General features: G+C 73.6%; 21 protein-coding genes and 1 pseudogene. 8 read left to right on the top strand and 14 right to left on the bottom strand.

What is annotated here, in order from left to right:
* The first annotated feature begins 37 nt into the window (after positions 1-37).
* Both pruA and L1857_RS16565 read left to right on the top strand, forming a co-directional pair.
* Complete coding sequence (gene pruA / locus L1857_RS16570; protein WP_249465521.1) at positions 38-1,663, top strand: L-glutamate gamma-semialdehyde dehydrogenase; 1,626 nt, start codon at positions 38-40, stop codon at positions 1,661-1,663.
* 11 nt (positions 1,664-1,674) lie between these two features.
* A complete protein-coding gene (locus tag L1857_RS16565; RefSeq protein WP_249465518.1) occupies positions 1,675-2,583 on the top strand; it encodes a proline dehydrogenase family protein in 909 nt (302 codons plus the stop codon).
* Here the strand turns inward: L1857_RS16565 and L1857_RS16560 are convergent.
* From L1857_RS16560 to L1857_RS16540, 5 genes are read right to left on the bottom strand one after another with little or no spacing between them, the layout of a single operon-like run.
* The gene (locus tag L1857_RS16560; RefSeq protein ID WP_240323106.1) at positions 2,573-3,550 is read right to left on the bottom strand and encodes a serine hydrolase domain-containing protein; all 978 of its coding nucleotides are present in this window, start codon (positions 3,548-3,550) and stop codon (positions 2,573-2,575) included. The genes L1857_RS16565 and L1857_RS16560 overlap by 11 nt on opposite strands.
* A gap of 33 nt (positions 3,551-3,583) precedes the next feature.
* Positions 3,584-4,723 carry an LLM class flavin-dependent oxidoreductase gene (locus tag L1857_RS16555; RefSeq protein ID WP_116109981.1) on the bottom strand — a complete coding sequence of 380 codons (1,140 nt, stop codon included), beginning with the start codon at positions 4,721-4,723 and terminating at the stop codon, positions 3,584-3,586.
* A 1-nt stretch (position 4,724) separates the two neighbouring features.
* Positions 4,725-5,735 carry an ABC transporter substrate-binding protein gene (locus tag L1857_RS16550; protein ID WP_116109980.1) on the bottom strand — a complete coding sequence of 337 codons (1,011 nt, stop codon included), beginning with the start codon at positions 5,733-5,735 and terminating at the stop codon, positions 4,725-4,727.
* A complete protein-coding gene (locus L1857_RS16545; protein ID WP_116109979.1) occupies positions 5,722-6,432 on the bottom strand; it encodes an ABC transporter ATP-binding protein in 711 nt (236 codons plus the stop codon). Before L1857_RS16545 ends, L1857_RS16550 begins: the two co-directional genes overlap by 14 nt.
* On the bottom strand, positions 6,417-7,241 hold the full coding sequence (locus tag L1857_RS16540; RefSeq protein ID WP_094006943.1) for an ABC transporter permease: 825 nt from the start codon (positions 7,239-7,241) through the stop codon (positions 6,417-6,419). Before L1857_RS16540 ends, L1857_RS16545 begins: the two co-directional genes overlap by 16 nt.
* Before the next feature lie 170 nt (positions 7,242-7,411).
* Here L1857_RS16540 and L1857_RS16535 point away from each other — a divergent pair, with 170 nt between their 5' ends.
* Positions 7,412-7,750 carry a cupin domain-containing protein gene (locus L1857_RS16535; protein WP_094008646.1) on the top strand — a complete coding sequence of 113 codons (339 nt, stop codon included), beginning with the start codon at positions 7,412-7,414 and terminating at the stop codon, positions 7,748-7,750.
* A 167-nt stretch (positions 7,751-7,917) separates the two neighbouring features.
* Here L1857_RS16535 and L1857_RS16530 read toward each other — a convergent pair whose 3' ends face one another.
* On the bottom strand, positions 7,918-8,322 hold the full coding sequence (locus L1857_RS16530; RefSeq protein ID WP_094008647.1) for a winged helix-turn-helix domain-containing protein: 405 nt from the start codon (positions 8,320-8,322) through the stop codon (positions 7,918-7,920).
* 91 nt (positions 8,323-8,413) lie between these two features.
* Here L1857_RS16530 and L1857_RS16525 point away from each other — a divergent pair, with 91 nt between their 5' ends.
* The 3 genes from L1857_RS16525 to L1857_RS16515 all read left to right on the top strand — a co-directional run bounded on the left by L1857_RS16525 (position 8,414) and on the right by L1857_RS16515 (position 11,391).
* Positions 8,414-9,175, top strand: a complete 762-nt coding sequence (locus L1857_RS16525) for an IclR family transcriptional regulator (RefSeq protein WP_162830987.1) — start codon at positions 8,414-8,416, stop codon at positions 9,173-9,175.
* 72 nt (positions 9,176-9,247) lie between these two features.
* Positions 9,248-10,189 (top strand): PDR/VanB family oxidoreductase, encoded by a 942-nt coding sequence (locus L1857_RS16520; RefSeq protein ID WP_476726861.1) that lies wholly within the window; start codon positions 9,248-9,250, stop codon positions 10,187-10,189.
* A 14-nt stretch (positions 10,190-10,203) separates the two neighbouring features.
* Entirely contained in the window at positions 10,204-11,391 is a 1,188-nt protein-coding gene (locus L1857_RS16515) for a cytochrome P450 (protein ID WP_116109977.1), read from the top strand.
* On the opposite strand, the gene L1857_RS16510 is transcribed toward L1857_RS16515, so the two are convergent.
* From L1857_RS16510 to L1857_RS16500, 3 genes are all read right to left on the bottom strand, one after another.
* Positions 11,372-13,216: an FtsX-like permease family protein gene (locus L1857_RS16510; protein ID WP_249465515.1), complete on the bottom strand. Its 1,845-nt coding sequence runs from the start codon at positions 13,214-13,216 to the stop codon at positions 11,372-11,374. The genes L1857_RS16515 and L1857_RS16510 overlap by 20 nt on opposite strands.
* A 2-nt stretch (positions 13,217-13,218) precedes the next feature.
* Positions 13,219-13,989 (bottom strand): ABC transporter ATP-binding protein, encoded by a 771-nt coding sequence (locus L1857_RS16505; RefSeq protein WP_116109975.1) that lies wholly within the window; start codon positions 13,987-13,989, stop codon positions 13,219-13,221.
* An 84-nt stretch (positions 13,990-14,073) separates the two neighbouring features.
* Positions 14,074-14,928, bottom strand: coding sequence for a universal stress protein (locus L1857_RS16500; RefSeq protein WP_116109974.1), 855 nt, complete (start codon positions 14,926-14,928; stop codon positions 14,074-14,076).
* Between the two features lie 57 nt (positions 14,929-14,985).
* Here L1857_RS16500 and L1857_RS16495 point away from each other — a divergent pair, with 57 nt between their 5' ends.
* Positions 14,986-15,927 (top strand): zinc-binding dehydrogenase, encoded by a 942-nt coding sequence (locus tag L1857_RS16495; protein WP_249465513.1) that lies wholly within the window; start codon positions 14,986-14,988, stop codon positions 15,925-15,927.
* Positions 15,928-15,957: 30 nt separating this feature from the next.
* Here L1857_RS16495 and L1857_RS16490 read toward each other — a convergent pair whose 3' ends face one another.
* The 4 genes from L1857_RS16490 to L1857_RS16475 are packed head-to-tail and all read right to left on the bottom strand — an operon-like array spanning position 15,958 to position 19,898.
* Positions 15,958-16,992 carry a DNA polymerase IV gene (locus L1857_RS16490; RefSeq protein WP_094008655.1) on the bottom strand — a complete coding sequence of 345 codons (1,035 nt, stop codon included), beginning with the start codon at positions 16,990-16,992 and terminating at the stop codon, positions 15,958-15,960.
* A 10-nt stretch (positions 16,993-17,002) separates the two neighbouring features.
* A complete protein-coding gene (locus L1857_RS16485; protein ID WP_233157519.1) occupies positions 17,003-17,311 on the bottom strand; it encodes an AtuA-related protein in 309 nt (102 codons plus the stop codon).
* Positions 17,311-18,609 carry an acyclic terpene utilization AtuA family protein gene (locus L1857_RS16480; RefSeq protein ID WP_249465511.1) on the bottom strand — a complete coding sequence of 433 codons (1,299 nt, stop codon included), beginning with the start codon at positions 18,607-18,609 and terminating at the stop codon, positions 17,311-17,313. Before L1857_RS16480 ends, L1857_RS16485 begins: the two co-directional genes overlap by 1 nt.
* The gene (locus L1857_RS16475; protein WP_249465506.1) at positions 18,606-19,898 is read right to left on the bottom strand and encodes a CitMHS family transporter; all 1,293 of its coding nucleotides are present in this window, start codon (positions 19,896-19,898) and stop codon (positions 18,606-18,608) included. The genes L1857_RS16480 and L1857_RS16475 overlap by 4 nt, the downstream gene beginning before the upstream one ends.
* Before the next feature lie 99 nt (positions 19,899-19,997).
* Between L1857_RS16475 and L1857_RS16470 the strand changes: the two are divergent.
* Positions 19,998-21,009 (top strand): annotated as a pseudogene (locus L1857_RS16470) (LysR family transcriptional regulator).
* Here L1857_RS16470 and L1857_RS16465 read toward each other — a convergent pair.
* Entirely contained in the window at positions 20,924-22,840 is a 1,917-nt protein-coding gene (locus L1857_RS16465; protein ID WP_249465503.1) for a primary-amine oxidase, read from the bottom strand. The pseudogene L1857_RS16470 and the gene L1857_RS16465 overlap by 86 nt on opposite strands.

Genomic DNA, 22,840 nt, shown 5'->3' with positions numbered 1-22,840 from the left:
CTAGCGTTGAGACATCCGACGACGAGGAGGAGCAGCCGTGGACGCCGTGACCACCGTTCCCACCCCGGCCAACGAGCCGGTTCTGCAGTACGCGCCGGGCAGCCCGGAACGCGCCGAGGTGCAGGCCGCGCTCGCCGAACTGGGGAAGGAACCGATCGAGCTGACCGCGACCATCGGCGGCGAGCAGCGGATGGGTGGCGGGCCGCGGATCGACGTCGTCCAGCCGCACAACCACCGCGTCGTGCTGGGCACCCTCGGCTCCGCGACCCAGCAGGACACCCGCGACGCGCTGGCCGCCGCCCGCGAGGCCGCCCCGGCCTGGCGGAAGCTGTCCTTCGACGACCGCGCCGCGATCCTGCTGCGCGCCGCCGACCTGCTCAGCGGCCCGTGGCGGGCCAAGCTCAACGCCGCCACCATGCTCGGCCAGTCCAAGACCGTGTACCAGGCCGAGATCGACTCCGCGTGCGAGCTGGCCGACTTCTGGCGGTTCAACGTCGCCTTCGCCCGCCGCCTGCTGGCCGAGCAGCCCGCCAGCTCGCCGGGCGTGTGGAACCGCACCGACCACCGGCCGCTGGAGGGGTTCGTCTACGCGATCACCCCGTTCAACTTCACCGCGATCGCCGGCAACCTGCCGACCGCGCCCGCGCTGATGGGCAACGTCGTGCTGTGGAAACCGTCTCCCACGCAGAGCTTCGCCGCGCACCTGACCATGCGGCTGCTGGAGGAGGCCGGGCTGCCGCCCGGCGTGATCAACCTGCTGCCCGGGGACGGCCTGGCGGTCTCCGAGGTCGCCCTCGCCGCGCCGGACCTCGCCGGCATCCACTTCACCGGGTCCACCCGCACGTTCCAGCACCTGTGGTCGCAGGTCGGGGCGAACATCGCGAACTACCGCACCTACCCCCGGATCGTCGGCGAGACCGGCGGCAAGGACTTCGTGCTCGCCCACCCGTCGGCCGACCTCGACGTGCTGCGCACCGCGCTGGTCCGCGGCGCGTTCGAGTACCAGGGCCAGAAGTGTTCGGCCGCCTCGCGCGCCTACGTGCCGCGGTCGGTCTGGGCGCGGCTGAAGGACGACTTCCTCGCCGAGGTCGAGTCGCTGTCCATGGGTGACGTCACCGACCTGAGCAACTTCCTCGGCGCCGTCATCGACCGCCGCTCGTTCGACCGGCTGTCCGGTGTCCTGGACCGCGCCCGCGCCGACGACCGGCTGGAGATCCTCGCCGGCGGCACCGCCGACGACAGCGAGGGCTTCTTCGTGCGGCCGACCGTGATCGCCTCGGACGACCCCGGGCACGAGGTGTTCACCACCGAGTACTTCGGGCCGGTGCTCGCGGTGCACGTCTACGACGACGCCGCCTACGACACCGTGCTGCGCCAGATGGAGAGCGTCGCGCCGTACGGGCTGACCGGTTCGATCATCGCGACCGACCGGGCCGCCATCGCGCACGCCACCGAGGAGCTGCGGTTCGCGGCGGGCAACTTCTACGTCAACGACAAGCCGACCGGTGCGGTGGTCGGGCAGCAGCCCTTCGGCGGCGGCCGCGGGTCGGGCACCAACGACAAGGCCGGGTCGATCCACAACCTGCTCCGCTGGGTCAGCCCGCGCTCCATCAAGGAGACGTTCGTGCCGCCCACCACCGTCGGCTACCCGCACCAGGGCTGAGGAGGATCACCGTGCTGCGCACCGCACTGCTCGCCGCGGCCGGGTCACCGGCCTGCCGGTCGCTCGTCGAGCGGTCCCCGATGACCCGCCCCGTGGTCCGCCGCTTCGTCGCCGGTGCCGGGGTGGACGACGCGCTGGCCGTGACCGCCGGCCTGATCGGCGGCGGCCGGGCCGTCACGCTCGACCACCTCGGCGAGGACACCACCGACGCGGCCATGGCCGCCGCCACGGTGAAGGCCTACGTCGAACTGCTGGCGCTGCTGGCCGACTCCGGGCTCGCCGCGGGCGCTGAGGTGTCGGTCAAGCTGTCCGCCGTCGGGCAGCGCCTGCCCGACGGCGACCGCGTCGCGCTGGACAACGCCCGCCGCATCTGCGGGGCCGCGGCCGCCGCGGGCACCACGGTCACGCTGGACATGGAGGACCACACCACGACCGACGCCACGCTGGGTGTGCTGCGTGAGCTGCGCGCGGACTTCCCGTGGGTCGGCGCGGTGCTGCAGGCCTACCTCCGGCGCACCGAGCAGGACTGCCGGGACCTGGCGTACGCCGGTTCGCGGGTCCGGCTGTGCAAGGGCGCCTACGCCGAGCCCGCTTCGGTCGCCTACCCGGACAAGTCCGATGTGGACAAGTCCTACGTGCGGTGCCTGCGGGTCCTGATGGACGGCGAGGGGTACCCGATGGTCGCCACCCACGATCCGCGGATGATCGCGATCGCCGCGGAACTCGGGAAGGACCGCCCGGACTGGGAGTTCCAGATGCTGTACGGCATCCGGGACGCCGAGCAGCGGCGGCTGGCGCGGCAGCACACGATGCGCGTGTACGTGCCCTACGGCGACGAGTGGTACGGCTACTTCATGCGCCGCCTGGCCGAGCGCCCGGCGAACCTGGCGTTCTTCCTGCGGGCGCTGGTCACGCGGTGAGTTCGGTGATCCGGCGGGCGACCGGCCAGGCGCCCTCCGACGTGTTGGACAGCACCGTCCAGGTCGTCGCACCACTGTGGACGGTCCGGAAGGACACGCCGGCGTCGTGGCCCTCCAGCTGGACCGCGTCCCCGGTGAGCCAGAACCCCAGGCCGTAGCGCATGTTCTCCGCCTGGACGTGGCTGCGGGGCGCGGTCAGGTCCCGCACCCGGGACAGCGGGACGATCCGCCCGGCGAACAAGGCTGTCCAGAAGGCGTGGACGTCGGCGGCGGTCGAGTGGATCCCGCCGTCGCCACTGCCGAGCACGGGCAGGTGGAACACGTTGGTCCGCCGCTCGCCGACGTAGCCGAGCGCGACCCCGGCGGCGGGCTCGTCGGAGCGGAGGAAGGCCGTGTCCGTCATGCCCGCGGGCACGCACACCAGGTCGTGCACCAGCTCGCCGAACGGGCGGCCGGCGGCCCGTTCGGCGAGGAGGGCGAGCACCACGTAACCGCTGTTGCAGTAGGAGAACCGCTGCCCGGGCGGGAACTTCGGCGGATGCCCGTCCAGGACGCGCAGGTAGTCCTCGGTGGTGGCCAGCTCGTGCACCGGCACGGGCAGGATGTGATCGGTGATGGGCCGGTCGGCGTCCTCGTCGCAGTAGTCGCCGATGCCGGAGCGGTGCGCGAGGAGGTGTTCGACGGTGACCTCGTCGCCGATCAGCGGCAGGTCGTCGCCGAGCAGCGACCGGGCCGTGGTGTCCAGGCCGAGCACCCCGCGCTCGGCCAGCGCGGCGATCGTCAGCGCGGTGAGGCCCTTGGTGCCGCTGGCCAGGGCGAAGCTGGTGCCGACGGTGTTGGGCACCCGCAGCCCGCGGTGGGCGAAGCCGTAGGCTCGGGCGAACGTGCGGCCACCGGAGTCCACCCGGACGACACCGGAGAACCCGGTCTCGGCCGCCACCGCGTCGATCCCCGCCACCCGGGCCATTCTGCCGGGTGGCGGGGATCGTCTCACCTGGTTTTACCGTGCGGCGGCGGTGACGCGCTGGTCGCGTGTGCCGCGCAGCAGGCCGCGGTGCGCCAGCTCCGGCAGCGCGCCCTCGGCGAACCAGTACGCCTCCTCCAGGTGCGGGTACCCGGACAGCACGAACTCCTCGATGCCGAGCGAGTGGTACTCCTCGATCAGGTCGGCGACCTCGCTGTGGCTGCCCACCAGCGCCGTTCCGGCGCCGCCGCGGACCAGGCCGATGCCCGCCCACAGGTTCGGGTGGATCTCCAGCCCGCGCACGCCGCGGTCCAGGCCGCCGCCGTGCAGGGCGACCATCCGCCGCTGCCCTTCCGACTCGCTGGCGGCCAGCTGCGCCTGCGCCTTCGCCACCTGCTCCGGGCTCAGCGCGTCCAGCAGCTTGCCCGCCTCCGCCCACGCCTCGGCCGAGGTGTCCCGGGACAGGGTGTGCAGCCGGATGCCGAACCGGATCCGCCGCCCCTGCGCCTGCGCCAGCTCCCGCACGCGCCGGATCTTGTCCGCCACCTGCTCCGGCGGCTCGCCCCAGGTCAGGTACACATCGGCGTGCTTCGCCGCGACCGGCAGCGCCGCCGGGGACGAGCCGCCGAAGTACAGCGGCGGCACCGGGTCCGGCGGGGCGAGCACGGTCGCGCCCTCGACCGACAGGTGCTCGCCGGTGAAGTCGAACGGCTGCCCGCTCCACACGCCGCGCGCGATGGTGAGGAACTCGTCGGTGCGGGCGTAACGCTGGTCGTGGTCGTGGAAGTCGCCGAAGCGCTTCTGCTCGATCGAATCGCCGCCGGTGACGACGTTGAGCAGCAGCCGGCCGCCGGAGATCCGCTGGTAGGTGGCGGCCATCTGGGCGGCCAGGGTCGGCGAGAGGACGCCGGGGCGGAACGCGACGAGGTACTTGAGCCGCTTGGTCTCGCGGAGCAGCGCCGCGGTGGTCAGCCAGGCGTCCTCGCACCAGGTGCCGGTCGGGGTGAGCACGCCCGCGAACCCGAGCTGCTCGGCGGCGCGGGCGATCTGCGCCAGGTAGTCGATGGTGGGTTCGCGCTGGGCGACCGGGCCGAGCGAGCGGTTGGCGTGGAACCGTTCGACGATCGTGCGGCCGTCGCCGGTGGTGGGCAGGAACCAGTGCGGTGTGATGGTCATGTCATCCCCTCGCTGCGGCCAGGTCGGCGGCGAACCGGGTGTCGGTGAACCCGGCGAAGTCCACACGTCCCGGCAGAACCTTGTCTTCGGTGAAGGCGTCGGCCAGCTGCTGTTCGGAGGCGATCACCGTGCCGTCGAGCGGCACCGGCAGATCGGGTCCGTTCTGCACGGACGCGAGCGTGACCTCCGGCTTCAGCCCGGACTCGGCGGACCAGGCCTGCGCCCACTGCTCGCGGTGCGTGCCGGCCCACTGCTGGGCCTTCGCGATCCGCACCACGTAGTCGCGGATGGCGGCGTTCTGGCCGGCGTCGGACAGCGCGTTGTGCCCGGCCACCTGGAAGGTGTAGCCGTTGGCGGTGCCGGTCCCGTCGGCGAGCACCCGGGCGCCGGTCTCCAGCTTCGCCTGGGAGGTGTAGGGATCCCACACCGCCCACGCGTCGATCTGGCGCTGGGTGAACGCGCCGTAGGCGTCGGCGGGCTGCAGGAAGGACAGCTTGACGTCCTTCGTGGACAGTCCGTTCTTGGCCAGGGTCAGCAGGATCTGGCCGTGTGCCGAGCTGCCCTTGGCCACGCCGATGGTCTTGCCCTGCAGGTCCGCGACGGTTCGCAGGGGCGAGTCGGCGGGCACGAGCAGGGCGTCGCCGGCGACGTTGCCCTGCGCGGAGCTGACGATCGAGATCCGCGCCTTCGCGGCCGCGGCGAAGATCGGCGGCGTGTTGCCGACCCCGCCGATGTCGATCGCGCCGGCCGAGGCGGCCTCCAGCAGCGGCGGGCCGGAGGTGAAGGTGGACCACTCGATCCGGTACGGCAGGTCGGTCAGCAGCCCGGCGGCCTTGAGCAGGGCCTGCGAACCACCCTTCTGGTCACCCACCGTCAACGTCACCTTCGCCAGGTCGGCCGCGCTCACCGGCGGCGGCACCGACGGGCTGGACGACGGCTCGCTCCCGCCACCGCACGCGGTGAGGCTCAGCGCGAGCGCCGTGACGGCGGCGAGGATTCTAGGCAATCGCATGGTCGGTCACTCCCAGATCGGCCAGCACCCTGGCGCGAACGTCGAGGTGGTCGGACACGGCACGCGGCCGCGGGTGGTGCAGGACGTGCTCGGCGATGATCCGCCCCTCCCCCAGGACCAGGACGCGGTCGGCCAGCAGCAGCGCCTCGTCCACGTCGTGGGTCACCAGCAGCACGCCGGGCCGGTGCTCGGTCCACAGGTCCTCGACCAGCCGGTGCATCGCCAGCCGGGTCAGGGCGTCCAGCGCGCCGAACGGCTCGTCGAGCAGCAGCAGGTCCGGTTCCCGCACCAGCGCGCGGGCCAGCGAGACCCGTTGCGCCTCACCGCCGGACAGGGTGCGTGGCCAGGCGTCGGCGTGATCGGCCAGCCGCACCTCGGCCAGGGCGCGCTCGGCGAGCGCGCGGTCCCGGCCGCGGTCGCGCAGGCCGAGGACGACGTTGCGCCACACGCGCCGCCAGGGCAGCAGCCGGGGTTGCTGGAACGCCACGGACACCGCGCCGTGGACGCCGGCCTCGCCGTCGACGGCGGTGTCCAGCCCGGCGAGGATCCGCAGCAGGGTCGACTTGCCCGAGCCGCTGCGGCCGAGCAGGGCGACGAACTCGCCCCGCCCGATTTCGAGGTCCACATCGGACAGCACGGTGCGGTCGCCGAAGCTTTTGGTCAGGCCGTGCACCCGGGCGATCAGTTCCCGCGCCATCGCAGCGCCCTCCGTTCGATCAGGCGGACCAGCGCGTCGGTGACCAGACCGAGCACGGCGTAGACGATCAGGCCGACCACGATCACGTCGGTGCGCAGGAACTCGCGCGCGTTGTTGATGAGGTAGCCCAGGCCGGCGTCGGCGTTGACGGTCTCGCCGACGATCAGCGCGAGCCACGCGACGCCGAGCGCCTGCCGCAGCCCCACCAGGGTCTGCGGCACGGCGGAGGGCAGCACGACGTGGACCAGCCGTTCCCAGCGCGTGTAGCCGAGCGCCGTGGTGGCCTCGACGAGGTGGTCGTCGACGCCCCGGATACCGGAGTGGATGTTGAGGTAGAGCGGGAACGCCACGCCGAGTGCGACCAGGACGATCTTCGGTTCCTCGCCGATGCCGAACCACAGGATGAACAGCGGGATCAGGCCCAGGAACGGCAGGGTGCGCAGCATCTGCACCGGCGGGTCGATGAGCACCCCGCCCCAGCGCGACAGGCCCGCGACCACGCCCAGCACCAGCGCGACACCGGCGCCGAACGCTAAGCCGAGCCCGACGCGGACGATCGACACGGCGAACGCCTCGCCCAGCTCGCCGGAGCGCGCGGTCTCGATCCCGGCCTGCAGGACCGTCCACGGTGAACTGAGCTTGTCCGGCGAGAGCACACCGGTCGAGGAGGCCAGCTGCCACAGGGCGAGCAGCGCGAGCGGACTGATCCAGCGGCGCAGGTCGGGCAGGCGGCGTCTCCGGGCCGGACGCGGCCGCGTCCCGGATGCCTCCTCCGGGCGCGCGAGAACGTCCGTTGCGGACAGCGACACGGATTTTCTCCCATTTTTTGCGGGGGTTTCCCGGAAAATGCTTCCTCCCACGATCGGGTGGGTCAACGTCCTCCCGGATCGCGGAACCGGCGTCGCTGAGCAGGCCGGAGTTTCGTTCACCGCTTGGGGAAACGTTGACAGGGCGGCGGATCGGCGGTCAGGCTGCCCGGGTGACCGACTTCCAGCCGCTGACTTCCGTCGAAGGCCTCCCGCTTCTCGGCGGCTCCGGCCGTTTCCGCGTCCTGCAGAACTCCGAGCGGGGGCTGTTGCTCGAACTGGAGTACCCGGCGGGGGTGGCCTCGCCGGAGCACTTCCACGACCACGACAGCTTCGTCTACGTGCTCTCGGGTGAGGTGACCGGCACGCTGGACGGGCAACCGGTGCGGCTGGGCCCCGGCGGCACGGTGGTGCACCCACGCGGCGTGCGGCACACGATCAGCGCGGTGACGGACAGCCGGTGGCTGGAGTTCAAGGCGCCGCCACCGGAGGTGGGGCGCGTGCTCAGGTGATGTCGGCGCCGACACCGGAGCAGTGCGCGCGCTCATCGCACCCACTCGGCTCCCTCCGGCAGGGAAATGCGGATGTCACCGCCGTCGTGGGCACGGGCCAACCACACCGCGCCCGCCCCACGGCGCCGGCCATCACCCAGCCTGTCTTTTCGACCGCGGGCGCGTGCTCAGGTGATGTCGGCGCGGCCGTCGAACCGGTAGCCGATCCCGCGGACCGTCGTGATCGAGAAGCGGTCGATCTTGCTGCGCAGCTTGCGGACGTGCACGTCGATCGTGCGGCCGCGGCTCGGTCCGGGCAGGCGCCACACGTGCTCGGTCAGCGCCTCGCGGTCGAAGACCCGGCCGGGGTGGCTCGCCAGGAACAGCAGCAGCTCGTACTCCAGGCGGGTCAGCTCCACCTCGGCGCCGTGCGAGCGGACCCGCCGCGACGTGGTGTCGATGCACAGCGCGGCATCCAGGGCGTCCAGCGCTTCGCCGATCACCGCGCCGATGCGGTCCGGATCGCCGTGGACGACGATGTGCAGCTCGACCGCGCCGTCCGGCCGGTCGACCCGGGTGAGGGACTGCGTCATGGACCCATGCAAGCCACGGGGCCACCGGGGGGTCAATCGCGTCCCGGTGCGTGGGCGCGGGTTGCCGCGCGCCGCGTGGCAGACTCGGGCCGTGGCAAGGCAGCCGACCGGTGAGTCCGTTCTCTCCCGCGCCGTGCGGATCTTCGAGGCCTTCACGCCGGACGAACCGGTCCTGCAGGTCTCCGAGATCGCGCGGCGGACGGGTCTGCACCTGGCCACCGCGTCCCGCCTGGTGGCCGAGCTGACCAGCCACGGCCTGCTCACCCGCGACGACGACCGCCGGGTGCGGATCGGCGTGCGGATGTGGGAGCTGGCCCTGCGCGCCTCCCCCACGGCCACGCTCCGCGACGCCGCGATGCCGTTCATGGAGGACGTCCACGCCGTCGTCGGGCACCACGTGCAGCTCGGTGTCCGCGACGGCGACGAGGTGATCTTCCTCGAACGCCTCTCCGCCCCGAAGGCGGTGATCAACTACACCCGGGTCGCCGGCCGGCTGCCGCTGCACGCGTCCTCCTCCGGGCTCGTCCTGCTCGCCCACGGGCCCGCCGACCTGCGCGAACGCGTGCTCGCCAGGCCGCTGCGGGCCTACACCGCCAACACCATCACCACACCGGACCGCCTGCGGGCCACGCTGGCCGACATCCGCAAACAGGGTTTCGCCTGGTGCCCGGGTCACATCCACGAGGAGGCGCTCGGGGTCGCCGTCCCCGTGAAGGACGCGCGCGGCATCGTCGTCGCGGCCCTGTCGGTCATCGTGCCCAACACCGCCGAGAGCAGGGCGGTCACCGGAATCCTGATGGCCGCCGCCCGCGGCATCACCCGCTCGCTCCCGGCCTCGCCTCTCATTCAGTGAGAACCCGGTCGCCACCCGGCGCCGCGGAAACGCATCCTTCGTGCCAGCAACCCAGCCGCAAGGAGGCGTCCGGTGAGCCAAGTCGTGACCCTGCAGGTCACCGCACGAGAACAACGCGCCGAGGGGGTGCTGGCGCTGACCCTGTCCCGCCCGGACGGCGGCCGGCTGCCGGACTGGACCCCCGGCGCGCACATCGACCTCGTGCTCCCCAACGGGGAAACCCGCCAGTACTCGCTGTGCGGCGACCGGTGGGACGCCCACCGCTACCGCATCGGCGTGCTGCGGGAACCCGCCGGACGCGGCGGTTCGGCGTACGTGCACGACCACCTGCGCGTCGGCGACCGCGTCGGCGTCGGCGGGCCGCGCAACAACTTCCCGCTCGTGCCCAGCGACCGCTACCTGTTCGTCGCGGGCGGCATCGGCATCACCCCGCTGCTGCCGATGATCCACCAGGCCGACCTGCTCGGCGCGGACTGGACACTGCTCTACGGCGGCCGCCGCCGCGCATCGATGGCCTTCACCGACGAGCTGGCCGGGTACGGCGACCGCGTCCACCTGGTGCCGGAGGACGAGCACGGCCTGCTCGACCTCGCGTCCTGGCTGGGCACCCCGCGCCCGGGCACCAGGGTCTACTGCTGCGGGCCCGCTCCCCTGCTGGCCGCCGTGGAAACCGCTTGCCAGAGCTGGCCGCCGCACTCGCTGCACGTCGAACGCTTCACCGCGCGTGAGCAGGCCCCGGTGCGGGACGAGCCGTTCGAGGTCGAGCTGCGGCGGACCGGCGCGACCGTCACCGTCACCCCGGAGGTCTCGGTGCTGGACGCGGTGCGCGGCGCGGGCGTGGACGTGCTGTCCTCGTGCCGGCAGGGCACCTGCGGCACGTGCGAAACCGGTGTGCTGGCGGGGATTCCGGACCACCGCGACTCGATCCTCGCCGACCACGAGCGCGCGGACGGCGATTGCATGTTCGTGTGCGTGTCCCGTTCCCGCACCGACCGCCTGGTCCTCGACCTGTGACCCGGAGGCCCCCAATGATCACCGACGACACCGACCCGTTCGCGCCCGAGGTCCTGGCCGAACCGGAACCCCTGCACGCGAAGCTGCGTGACGCCGGCCCGGTCGTGTACCTGAGCCGCTACGACGTCTACGCCCTCGCCCGCTACGAACACGTGCACGCCGCGCTGGTGAACTGGCAGGACTTCTCCTCCGCCGCGGGCGTCGGACTGGCCAACTTCCGCGTGGAGAAGCCGTGGCGCCCGCCGAGCCTGCTGCTCGAGGCCGACCCGCCGCACCACGACGCCCCGCGTCGTGTGCTGTCCGGGATCCTCGGCCCGCGCGCGCTGCGGAAGCTGCGTCAGGACTGGTTCGCCGCGGCCGACGACCTGGTCGACAGCGTGCTGGACACCGAACTGGACGTCGTCCCCGCGCTCGCCGAGGCGTTCCCGCTGCGCGTCTTCCCGGACGCGGTCGGCATCGGCCGCGAGGGACGCGAGAACCTGTTGCCCTACGGCAACTTCGCCTTCAACGCGTTCGGCCCGCGCAACGAGCTGGTCACCGCACTGGCCGCCGACATGCCGAAGTGGTCGGCGTGGGTGAACGAGCAGTGCGCCCGCGACCGGCTCACCGGCGACGGGTTCGGCGCGGCGATCTGGGCCGCCGCCGACCGCGGCGAGATCACCCACGAGCAGGCTCCGCTGGTGGTCCGGTCGCTGCTCACGGCCGGGGTGGACACGACGGTGCACGGGCTGGCCGCCGCGCTCTACGCCTTCGCCACGCACCCCGGCCAGTGGGACCGGCTGCGCGCGCAGCCCCAGCTGGCCCGGGCCGCCTTCGACGAGGCGGTGCGGTGGCAGTCGCCGGTGCAGACGTTCTTCCGCACCGCCACGCGGGACATGCCCATCGCGGACGTGACCGTCCCGGCCGGGCACAAGGTCCTGATGTTCCTCGGCGCCGCCAACCGGGATCCGCGCCGCTGGGCCGATCCGGACGTGTTGGACCTCGGCCGCGACCCGTCCGGCCACGTCGGGTTCGGGATGGGCCTGCACCAGTGCGTCGGCCAGCACGTCGCCCGGCTGGAGGCCGAGGCGCTGCTGACCGCGCTGGCGAAGCGGGTGCGCCGGTTCGAACTGCTCGGCCCGGGCACCCGCCACCTGAACAACACGCTGCGCGCGTGGCGGTCGCTGCCGATGCGGCTGCACCTCAGTCCGCCGCGGCGGTGAGCGACACCGGGGTGGGCCGGGTCGCGGACAGCGCCGTCCACGCGCTGGTCACCCCGACCACCGCGAACGCGCCCAGCACCAGGACGGCGACCAGCGGCCACGGCACCACCAGGACGGACTGCCCGGTGATGCGGCCGGCCGCCGACGAGATGCCGATCAGCGTCGCCGACGCGGCCAGGCCGCCCAGCACCAGGCCGATGCCGGTGACCGCGCCGGACTCGAGCACCGCGGCCCGCACCACCTGAGCGCGGGTCAGGCCGGTCACCCGCGCCACGGCGAACTCGCGGCGGCGGTCGGCGGCGGCGATCACCACGGCGTTGATCACCGCGATCAGCGCGTACAGCCCGGCCAGGCCCATGATCACGGTCATGATGCCGGTGCTGACGTCCTGCTGCTCCGAGCTGGCGGCGGCGATCCAGTCGTCCACTGTGGTCAGTTCGCCGCGGCCGGCCAGTGCGCTCGCGTCGGCGCCGGGTTCCAGTCGCACGATGGACTCGGTGGGTGCGCCTGCCAGCAGCGCGGCGGGCACGATCTCGCGCGGCACCAGGAACTCGGCGCCGCCGCCGAGGGATTCCGGCAGCTCGGCCACGACCCGCAGGTCCAGTTCGGACTCGCCGATCCGGGCGGTGACGGTGCTGCCGACCGGGGCGAAGCCGTCGGCGACGGCGATGGCGGGTCCGGTCAGGTCGGCGAGCGAGCCGCTCGCCGGGCCGCGGGTGTGGGTCGCGGCGTAGGCGGCGGGGTCGACCACGGTCGCGACGCCCTGTTCGGTGTCGGTGTCGTCGTCGGAGTAGGTGACGACCGAGACCGGCACCCGGGCCTGCGGGGACACCACGGCCACCCCGGGAACGTCCAGATCGGACGGTCCGGTGGTGGTGACGACGAGGTCGCCGCGGATGTCGGCGCGCTGCTCGATCTCGGCGCCCTTCCCGATGGTGGCGAGCGTGCCCGCCTGGGCAACCAGCAGCGCGACCAGCACGATCAGCGGGGCGGCGGTGGAGGCGCTGCGGCGGACCCCGTCGCGCAGGTTCGCCTCGGCGAGCCGTCCCAGCGGGCCGCGCAGCACCAGCCCGGCCACGCGTCCGGCCAGGGGCACGACCAGCGGGCTGAACGCGGTCAGCGCGACCGCAGCGGCGATGGCGGTGTTGATCGACAGCGCGATGGCGCCGTCGGGTGGGGCGAAGGCGGACACGATGGCCATGGCGACCGCCCCGGCCAGGAACAGCACCCCGAAGAACCAGCGGGCGCCGGTCATCACGCGGGCCGCGGCGCCGGTTTCGCGCAGGGCTTCCAGCGGGCGGACCTTCGCGGCCCGGCGGGAGGCGGCGAGCACCCCGGCGACCGAGACGCCGAGCCCGATGCCCGCGGAGACACCGAGGATCCAGTCCTGCCAGCGCGGGGTGAACGTGGGCGGGACGAACCCGAGATCGCGCAGCAGCCAGGTCTGGATCCGCATCACCAGCAGGCCGAGCGGCGCGCCGACGGCGGTGCCGAGCACCCCGAGCAGCAGGGCCTCGGACAGCAGCAGGCGGCGGACCTGGCCGCGGCCGCCGCCGACGAGCCGCAGCAGCGCCAGGTCGCGGCGGCGCTGGGCGACGGTGAAGGCGAAGGTCGAGCTGACGATGAACACCGCGAGGAACGCCGAGATGCCCAGGGTCAGCGCGAGCAGGGTGATCGCTTCGACGACCTCGCCGCCGGCGGTCGCCGCGGAAACCAGGATCAGCAGGGACGACTGGACGAGCGCGACCCCGAGGCACACGGTGAGGATCGCGCCGAGGAACAGCGTCCAGCGGTCGGTGAAGGTGTTCCAGGACAGGCGCAGCATCGTCAGGCCTCCAGGCGGGCGAGGCGGTCGGCGACCTCGCGGGCGGTCGGGGCGGCGGCGTGGCCGACGATGCGGCCGTCGCGCAGGAACACCACGGAGTCGGCGGCGGCCGCGGCGGCCGGGTCGTGGGTGACCATGACGATGCTCTGGCCCGCGGTGACGAGTTCGCGCAGCAGGCCGAGGACCTTGCGGGCCGCGGCCGAGTCGAGGGCGCCGGTGGGTTCGTCGGCGAACAGGACGCGGGGCCGGGTGACCATGGCCCGGGCGATCGCGACGCGCTGCTGCTGGCCGCCGGACAGCTCACGCGGCCGGTGCCGGCGGCGGTCGTCGAGCCCGACGGCGGCGAGCACCGCGCGGACGTCCTTCGTGGACGGTCGTGCCCCGGCGAGCTTGAGCGGGAGCGCGACGTTCTGCTCGGCGGTGAGGGAGCCGATGAGGTTGAAGCTCTGGAAGACGAAGCCGATCTCGCGGCGGCGCAGCGCGGTGAGGTCGGCGTCCCCGGCGGTGGTGATGTCCTGGCCGCCGAGCAGGACCTGCCCGCTGGTGACGCGTTCCAGGCCGGCGGCGCAGTGCAGCAAGGTGGACTTGCCGGAGCCGGAGGGCCCCATCACGGCGGTCCAGGACCCGGCCGGGAAGGCGACGCTCACGCCGTCCAGGGCGCGAACCTGCTGCGGCCCCGCGGCGTAGGTGCGGGTGACGGCGCGGAGTTCGACGGCGGGCAGCCCGTGCTGGTGATCCGCGGCGGTCAGCACGGATTCCCGAGGTGTTGTCATGGATCAAATCCCATCGCGGAACGCCTCGGCGGTCAGCGGTGCCGACCACCGGATCCGCGGTGGGGCTGGCCCTACCCCCGGCCGTCAGGCGGATCGCGGGCGCACCACCAGCACGGGACAGCCGGCGTGGTGGATCAGCGCCTGGCTCGTCGACCCCAGCACCAGCCCGCGGAACCCGCCGCGGCCGCGGCTGCCGACCACCACCAGCTGCGCGTTCCGGCTGCGGGCCAGCAACTCGTCCCGTGGGCGGTCCCGCACCACGACCCGCTCCACCCGCACGTCCGGGTACCGCTCGTGCCAGCCGGCCAGCCGCTCGGCCAGCAGGCGCTGTTGCTCGCTCTCCACCTCGGCCCAGTCGAGGTCCGGGGCGGGCAGCGGGACGCCGTAGTCGGCGTCGCTCCAGGCGTGGACCGCCACCAGCGGCACCTCCCGCCACGCGGCCTCGTCGAACGCGACCGCCAGCGCCTGCTCGCTGGTCGGGCTGCCGTCGACGCCCGCGACCACCGGGCCGCTGGCGTCCGGGCGCCGGCGCACCACCGCGACCGGGCACGACGCGTGCGCGCTCACCGACACGGCCGTCGACCCGGCGAGCATCCCGGTGAACCCGCCCCGCCCGGACGAGCCGAGCACGATCATCCGGGCCGCGCGCGAGCACTCCAGCAGCAGCGACACCGCCGGTTCCAGCGGCATCTCGGTGGACACCGGCACCTCGCCCGCCACCGCCGCCGCCTCGGCGAGCAGCTGCTGCCCGGCGCGCTGCAGCTCGTCGAAGAAGCTCTGCGGCACCGGCAGGCCGCCGTCGAACCGGCCGCCGGTGACGTCGGCCGCGTAGACCAGCCGCAGCGGCAGCTTGCGCAGTGCCGCCTCGCCCGCCGCCCACCGGACGGCGTCCAGCGCCGCCGGCGAACCGTCCACTCCGACCACGATCTCCTCCGCCATGCCTGCCACGCTACTCACGCTTGACCTCCAGCGCGGTGGAGGTTGCAGCCTGGGTCCATGCGAGTGATCGAGGTGGAGCGGTTCGGCGGTCCCGAGGTGCTGCGGGTGAAGACGGTGCCCGACCCGCACCCGGGGCCAGGGCAGGTCGTGATCGAGGTGAAGGTGGCGGGCGTGTTGTCGATCGACACGGTGATCCGCCGGGGTGAGGCCGGGCACCTGTTCCCGGTGACACCGCCGTACGTGCCCGGGGTGGGGGCGGCCGGTCAGGTCACCGAGATCGGCGAGGGGGTCGACCCGTCGTGGTGCGGGGAGTGGGTGCTGGCCGACGTCGACGGCGGCGGGTACGCCGAACAGGTGGTGGCGACGCCGGATCAGCTGATCCGCATCCCCGCCGGGGTGGGGCTGCGGGAGGCGATGGCGCTGCTGCACGACGGGTCGACGGCGCTGGCGGTGTTCGAACGGGTGGCCGTCCAGCGCGGTGAGCGGGTGCTGGTGCAGCCGGCCGGGGGTGGGCTGGGCAGCCTGCTGGTGCAGCTCGCGCACGCGGCGGGCGCATGGGTGATCGGCGCGGCGCGGGGCGCGGAGAAGCTGGAGACGGTGCGGGCGCTGGGCGCGGACGCGGTGGTGGACTACAGCGAGCCGGGGTGGGCTTCGCGGGTCGGTCCGGTGGACGTGGCGTTCGACGGCGTGGGCGGCGACCTGGGCCGGGCGGCCGCGGAGCTGGTCGTGCCCGGTGGCCGGTACTCCAGCTACGGGTGGGCCGGGGGCGCGCCCGTCGCGGTGGACGAGGTGAAGCCGGACGTGACGGCCTACGGGCTGGAGCAGCTGCACGACTACGCCCCCGGCCGCCACGACCGGGCGGAACGGATGCTGCGCCTGGCCGCCCGGGGCGCCGTGCGGACGGTCATCGGGCAGACCTTCCCGCTCACCCACGCCGCCGACGCGCACCGGGCGCTGGAAGACCGCGCCGCGAAGGGGAAGACGCTGCTGCTGATCTAGCCACGGCGGTGACGCCTGCACCGGCCGGGCTCACTCGTCGCGGTGGAACTCCGCTCGCACGCCCAGCAGCCGCACCGGGCGGGTCCACTCGAAACGGTCCAACAGGGACAGTGCGGCGCGCTCGATCTCGGCGTGGTCGCTCGTCGGCGCGGGCAGGGTGACGCTGCGGGTGTAGGTGAGGAACGGCTTGAACCGCACCTTGACCCCGATCCGCACCGCCGGGCGGCCCTCGGCCAGGACGTCCTCGGCGACCCGCGCCGCCAGCACCGACACCTGCGCCTCCACCGACGCGCGGTCCTCCAGATCCGTCTGGAAGGTCGTCTCCCGGCTGCGTGAGCGCGCCAGGTACGGCGTCGCCGTCACCTCGGTGTCGCCGGCGCCCTGGGCGAGCAGCCGGTACCACGGCCCCATCGTCGGCCCGAAGCGCGCCGCCAGCTCGTCCGGGTCGGCGGTGCCCAGGTGCCGCACGGTGGTCAGCCCCGCCGCCGCGAGCTTCTTCGCCGTCTTGCGCCCGATCCCCCACAGCGCGTCGGTCGGCCGGTCGGCCATCACCTCGACCCAGTTCGCGCGCGTCAGCCGGTAGATCCCGCCCGGCTTGGCGAACCCGGTCGCGATCTTGGCCCGCACCTTGTTGTCGCCGATCCCGACGGCGCAGGACATCCCGGTCCGCTCGGCCACCCGCTGCTTGACCTCCGCCGCCAGCGCCTCCGGATCGCCGGTCCGGGCCCCCAGGAACGCCTCGTCCCACCCGATCACCTCGACGACCACCGGGAAGGTCCGCAGCGTCGCCATCACGCGCTCCGAGACCTCTTCGTAGGCCTCCTTGTCGACCGGCAGGAACACCGCGTCCGGGCACCGCCGGGCCGCCAGCCGCAGCGGCATGCCCGACTGGATGCCGAACTCGCGGGCCTCGTACGAGGCGGTGGCCACCACGGCCCGCTCGGCCGGGTCGCCGGATCCGCCGACCACCACCGGCTTGCCGCGCAGCTCGGGGTGCCGGGCGACCTCGACCGCCGCGATGAACTGGTCCAGGTCCACGTGCAGGACCCAGTTGTCCGGGCACACGCGGTCCAGGCTAGCCGGACAGCTCGATCTCCAGCGACAGCAACCGCGAGCTCAGCCCCTTGCCGTGGGTGTCCAGCGCGAGCGACGTGGTGACCCCGCCGCCGAGCGCCTGCCGGCACCGGAACTGCAGCGCGCACAGCTTCGGCAGCGCGTACCGGACGACCTCGCCGCGCACCTGGCCGGCCAGGTGCTCCCGGACCCGCTCCGCGGTCACCTCGCGCGCCAGGTCCGCGAAGTGCCGGTCGTCGTAGGGGAACAGCGACAGGATCGACGTGTCGCCCTTGTCGCCCGCCCGGCAGTGCGCGATCTCGTGCAGCATCACCCGCACGGCGGACCTCCGAACACGGTCACCGCGGGCTCCACCCGGTCCCGGTCGATCAACGTGGACACGATCCCGATCACCTCCGTCACCGCCGTCCGGACGCCCCCGCCGCCGGCCGGCCCGTTCGTGTAGAGCGCCTCCACCTCGTGGCAGACGACCTCGGCCCCGGCCCGGTCCGCGGCCGACGCGGCGACCCGCAACCGGCACTCCGGCGACCCCTCCGCGCCGAGCACGTCGGCCCGGACCCGCACCGGCGCGCCCGCGAGCCGCCGCGCGACCACCTCCCCGGCCAGCTCGGCGCGGGCCCGGGCGCCCGGACCCTGGTAGGAGATCCCGGCCTCGGCCCGCCACCCGGCGCGGTAGCCGACGCTGACCTTCAACCGCTCGGGCCGCGCCCGGCCGGCCGCGCCGCGCACCGCCACCCGGTCCGGCCCGGTCTCGGTGACCGTCACCTCGCGCAGGTCGAGCGTGACGTCCGGGGTCAGGTAGGCGGTGGGGTCGGTGACCTCGTAGAGCAGCTGTTCCCGCACCGTCGCCCGCGACACCAGGCCGCCGGTGCCTGCCGGCTTGGACACCTCGACACCGCCGTCGGCACGCACGTCGGCGAACGGGAAACCCAGCTCGGCCAGGCCGGGCACGTCCTTGCGGCCGGGGTCGGCGAAGTAGCCGCCGGTGAGCTGGCCGGCGCACTCCAGCAGGTGCCCGGCCACGGTCCCGGCCGCCATCGCCGCCGGATCGCGCAGGTCCCAGCCGAGCCGCTGGGCCAGGGGCGCGGTGAACAGCGACGGATCGGCGACCCGGCCGGTGAGCACCACCTGGGCGCCGGTGTCCAGCGCGGGCAGGATCTGCTCGGCGCCGAGGTAGGCGTTGGCGGAGACGAGCTCACCGTGCGCGGCGAGCGGACGGCCGGTCTCCAGGGCGGGGGCGGCCGGGTCGATCCGGTCGAGCACGTCGTCCCCGGTCAGCACCGCGACACCCAGCCCGAGCCCGAGGCGGTCGGCCAGATCCGCGGTCACCCGGCCGGCGGCGAGGGGGTTCGCCGCGCCCATGTTGGTGATCACCCGCACGCCGCGGGCGGCGGTGATCGGCAGCAGCCGTTCGAACCGGGCCACCAGCCGCGGATCGTAACCGGCTGACGGGTCGGCCAGCCGGCGCTGCTGGCCGAGCGCGATCGTCCGTTCCGCCAGGCACTCCAGCACGAGGTCGGCCAGGTCCCCGTCGCGGGCGAGCGCCTCCGCGGGCTCGAACCGGTCCCCGGCGAACCCCGCTCCCCCACCGATCCGCACGCAGTTCATGCACTCCCCTGGATCGCGCCCGTGACAAGGGCGACGGCGGTCATGACGACAGTCGTGCCGAACGCCCACTTGAAGACGAACCGCTGGTGCTCGCCCAGATCCACGCCCGCCAAGCCGAGCAGGATGAACGTGGACGCGGTCAGCGGGCTGAGCGGGAACCCGGTGGTCATCTGCCCGAGCAGCGCGGCGCGGGCGATCTCCGCCGGATCACCGCCGAGCGCCGCGCTCGTCTCGGCGAGCACCGGCATCACCCCGAAGTAGTAGGCGTCCGGGGTGAACACCAGGCTCAGCGGCATCCCGGTCAGCGCGGTGAGCACGGGCAGCGCGCCACCGGCCCAGTCCGGCACGACGCCCACCAGCGCACGCGCCATCGCCTCGATCATCCCGGTGCCGGACAGGACGCCGGTGAACACCCCGGCGGCGAAGATCATCGTGGTCACCAGCACCACGTTGTGCCCGTGCCGCTCGAACAGCTCCTGCTGCCGGCTCCACTTCGGACGGTTGACCAGCAGGGCGAGCACGAACGCGCCGACGAACAGCACCTCCAGCTTCGCCACCTGGGCCAGCAGGGCGGCGACCAGGGCGAGGGTCAGCACGACGTTGGCCCAGTACCGCACGCGATCGGCGCGGGTGCGCTCCACCGAAGCGGCCGGGATCTCACCGTCGAGGTCGAGCACGCCGATCCGCCTGCGCTCGGCGCGGCCGATCAGCCACGCGGCGAGGAGCACCCAGGCGATCCCGGCCAGCATCGCGGGCAGCAGCGGCAGGAAGATCCGCCCGCTGTCGGCGTTCAGCGCCGCCATCGCCCGCGCGGTCGGGCCGCCCCACGGGACCAGGTTCATCACGCCGGCGCCGAGGGCGACGACCCCGGCGAGCACCAGCCGCCGCATCCCGAGCCGCTGGTACAGCGGGAGCAGCGCGGACACGGTGATCAGGAACGTCGAGGCGCCGTCGCCGTCGAGGGCGACCAGCACGGTGAGCGCGGCGGTGCCGACCGTGATCTTCAGCGGATCGCCCTTCGCCCACCGCAGGATCCGCCGCACGGCCGGGTCGAACAGGCCGGCGTCGATCATCAGGCAGAAGTACAGGACCGCGAAGGTGATCATGATCGCGACCGGGGCGACGGTGGTGAGCCCCTTGCCGATCAGCTCGCCCAGACGCGGGGCCGCGCCCACGGCGAGCGCGGCCACCACCGGAACCACGGTGAGCGCCAGCAGGACCGAGACGCGGCGCGAGAGCACCCCGGCGAGGAACATGCCGATCGTCAGAAAGCCCGCCAGGGCAAGCATCTCGGAGACCTCCAGTGCGCTGTCGACGATGACGCCTGCCGACTCTGCGGCATCACAGCTATCGAGGTCAAACAAGAGTTCCGCATAGACTCATGCGTCATGCGCATGGATCTGACGGTGCAGCAGCTCCGGGCCGTGGTCGAGGTGGCCGACGCCGGCGGGTTCACCACGGCCGCCCAGCGGCTGCACCTGGCCCAGGTCGTCGCTGAGCCGCACGGTCGCCGAGGTCGAACGCAAGGTGGGCGTGCCGCTGTTCGAGCGCACCACCCGGCGGCTGGTGCCCACCGCCGAGGGCGTGGAGTTCACCCGGATCGCCCGGGAGGTCCTGGCCTCGTTCGACGCCGGGCTGCGGCACTTCACCGGATTCCTCGCCGGCACGCGCGGGCACGTCCGGGTGGCGACCCTGCCGTCGCTGGCCGCGATCCTGCTGCCGCCGGTGATCGCCCGCTACCGGCGGGAGCTGCCGGACGTCGAACTGTCCATCGAGGACTGCCTGTCCGACGAGGTGCTCACCCGGGTCCGCTCCGGCGCGGTGGACCTCGCGGTCACGGTCGCCGGCGAGCCGCCCGGCGACCTGGAGGTGCGGCCGCTGGCGGCCGACGAGTGCTGCTGCGTCTTCCCGCCCGGCCACCCCTTCGCGGACGCGGAAACGCTGACCTGGCAGGACATCTCCGGTGAGCCGTTCATCGCGTTCTCCCCCGGCAGCAGCATCCGGCCGCTGGTGGACCACGCGCTCGCCGGGGCCGGGGTCGTGCCCGGCCGCACCATCGAGGCACGCAACATCGCCGCCGTCGCCGGGCTCGCCGCGGCCGGGCTGGGCGTGTCCGCGATCCCCGGCCTGGTGCTGCCGCTGGTCGCCTTCGCCGGGCTGCGCCACCGGCCGCTGGACGGGCCGCGCGCCGAGCGCACGATCGCCCTGGTGCGCGACCCGTCCCGGCCGCGGCCGCCGGCCGTCGCCGCGTTCACCGAAGCCCTGCTGCGGGCCCGGGACCGCGGCGACGGCCTGCCGGATCACGCGCGCTGGCTCACCCGCCGTGGCAGTGGCCCTGCGCCGAGGGCGGCACGTCCAGCGTCGGGTTCCGGTCGAAGAAACCGACCGGCTTCAGCTTGAACCCGGTGTAGTCCACGGGCATCACCGGCCAGTCCTCCGGGCGCGGGAAGTGCGTCAGCCCGAAGGTGTGCCACAGCACGATGTCCTCGCCGTCGATGTCCCGGTCGGCCGCCGTCCACGCGGGCAGCCCGGCGCCGCCGGGGTTCTGGTTCACCAGGTCCCCGGCCGGATAACGCTCGGCGGCGTCGTAGCGGGTCACCCACAGGTGCTTCGTCGCGAACGTCGCCCGCGCGTGCACCGACGACGACTCGTCCGCCAGCAGCGTCGGCTGCCCCTCCGGGTACAGCACGTACGCCGGGTTGCGGCCGAAGCGGTTCCGCCGCTCCGGGTTGACGATGTGCCACACCCGGCCACGGGTGTTGTCGGCGGCACGCGCCGCCTCCGACTCCCGGGTCAGCCGCGTGCGGGCCTCGCGGAAGGCGTTGCCGTACGGGTTGGCCTCGCTCACCGGCACCCGCACCGCGTCGACCTCGTCCACCGCGTTGCGGTCACCGTCGACGCTGACGTCCAGCCGCGCGCAGAACAGGTGCTGGTGGTAGGGCGCGCCCAGGCCGGGCGCCATCTCGGTCGCGTACTCGTGCCCCTCCGCCGGGTAGGCCGAGGTGAACGTGATGCCGGTGGCCTTCGCCTCCAGCTCGATCGTGCCGTCGAGGTAGAAGTACCAGTAGAAGCCGTAGTCGTAGTTGCCGATCGTGGTGAAGAACGACACCACCAGCCGCCGCTGCCGCCGCGTCTCGTGCGAGCCGGCGAACATGTCGCTGTGCTTCCACAGCACGCCGAAGTCCTCTTCGTGCATGCAGATCGCGTTGCGGATGGTGCGCGGCTCGCCGAGGTCGTCGGCCACCACGGCGTCGAAGTAGCGGATCTCGCCCAGGCAGTCGCAGCCCAGCTCCAGCGAGTTGGTGTAGCGGGCGAACATGTACTCGCCGCAGTCGAAGTAGTTCTGCCAGAACCGCACCGGCGACGGGTCGGCGTAGGGCACCACCATCTCGGCCACCGACGCCCGGTACAGCACCGGCCGCTCGTGGAACGCGATCTGGTGCAGGGTCAGGCCTTCCCGCTCGTTGAAGCCCAGCCGCAGGTCCCAGTTCTCCCACCGCACCCGGCTGCCCTCGACCGTGAAGCTCGGGCCCTCGGGCTGGGTGATCTCGATCGGCTTGAGCGTGGTGCGGTGCGGCCCGGTCTGCGCCGGGTCGTCGAAGTTGCCCGGCTCGGCCGGCACCGGCAGGTCCCGGTGGTCGATCACCCGCGTCACCGCGCGGGCGGTCAGGTCGACGTAGGCGACCAGCCCGTCCACCGGGTGCGCCCACGGGTGGTCCTTGGCGTGCAGCTGCTGGAAGCCCAGCGCCCGCACCACGCGCCGCCCGGTCTCCTCCGGGTGGTCGTAGGCGCCCGCGGACAGCGGCACCGCGCGCACCGTGGCGGGGTCGAGGCCGCGCCTGCGCAGCGCCTCGGTCCACCGCGGTTCGGCGTTCAGGATGTCCTCGATCAGCTCGAACTCGGTGTCGATGATCGGCGGCTGGCCGTCGGTGACCGGGTCGATCTCCCGCAGCTCGTCCACAGTGGACCGGGTGACCGACACGACCACGTCCGTCGACGTGCCGTCGGCCAGGTCGAGCAGGATCGCCCGGAACCGGCGGTCCACGTCGTCGCCCGGCTGGTGGGCGCGCACCGCCGCCTTGTCCGGCTCCTCCAGCGCGAGGAAGGCGAACCGGGCGGATTCGCCCAGCAGCCCGGCGGCGGCGAGGATCTCGCGGACGGCGCGCACCTCCCCGGCGGTCATCGGGTCCAGCGGGTGCGCGGTGGTGATGCGTTCTTCGGCGAGTGTCAT

It is taken from the genome of Amycolatopsis thermalba (genome assembly GCF_023376025.1).
Lineage (GTDB): Bacteria > Actinomycetota > Actinomycetes > Mycobacteriales > Pseudonocardiaceae > Amycolatopsis_E > Amycolatopsis_E thermalba.
Note: the sequence above shows the minus strand (reverse complement) of the source record. Positions and strands in the feature narration are given on the sequence as shown.

Coding starts and splice junctions, on each gene's coding strand:
- L1857_RS16505 (WP_116109975.1), bottom strand. CDS start 13,989: ATGACAACACCTCGGGAATCCGTGCTGACCGCCGCGGATCACCAGCAC.
- L1857_RS16480 (WP_249465511.1), bottom strand. CDS start 18,609: ATGAACTGCGTGCGGATCGGTGGGGGAGCGGGGTTCGCCGGGGACCGG.
- L1857_RS16550 (WP_116109980.1), bottom strand. CDS start 5,735: ATGCGATTGCCTAGAATCCTCGCCGCCGTCACGGCGCTCGCGCTGAGC.
- L1857_RS16555 (WP_116109981.1), bottom strand. CDS start 4,723: ATGACCATCACACCGCACTGGTTCCTGCCCACCACCGGCGACGGCCGC.
- L1857_RS16475 (WP_249465506.1), bottom strand. CDS start 19,898: ATGCTTGCCCTGGCGGGCTTTCTGACGATCGGCATGTTCCTCGCCGGG.
- L1857_RS16465 (WP_249465503.1), bottom strand. CDS start 22,840: ATGACACTCGCCGAAGAACGCATCACCACCGCGCACCCGCTGGACCCG.
- L1857_RS16485 (WP_233157519.1), bottom strand. CDS start 17,311: ATGCTGCACGAGATCGCGCACTGCCGGGCGGGCGACAAGGGCGACACG.
- L1857_RS16510 (WP_249465515.1), bottom strand. CDS start 13,216: ATGCTGCGCCTGTCCTGGAACACCTTCACCGACCGCTGGACGCTGTTC.
- L1857_RS16545 (WP_116109979.1), bottom strand. CDS start 6,432: ATGGCGCGGGAACTGATCGCCCGGGTGCACGGCCTGACCAAAAGCTTC.
- L1857_RS16560 (WP_240323106.1), bottom strand. CDS start 3,550: ATGGCCCGGGTGGCGGGGATCGACGCGGTGGCGGCCGAGACCGGGTTC.
- L1857_RS16530 (WP_094008647.1), bottom strand. CDS start 8,322: ATGACGCAGTCCCTCACCCGGGTCGACCGGCCGGACGGCGCGGTCGAG.
- L1857_RS16495 (WP_249465513.1), top strand. CDS start 14,986: ATGCGAGTGATCGAGGTGGAGCGGTTCGGCGGTCCCGAGGTGCTGCGG.
- L1857_RS16500 (WP_116109974.1), bottom strand. CDS start 14,928: ATGGCGGAGGAGATCGTGGTCGGAGTGGACGGTTCGCCGGCGGCGCTG.
- L1857_RS16515 (WP_116109977.1), top strand. CDS start 10,204: ATGATCACCGACGACACCGACCCGTTCGCGCCCGAGGTCCTGGCCGAA.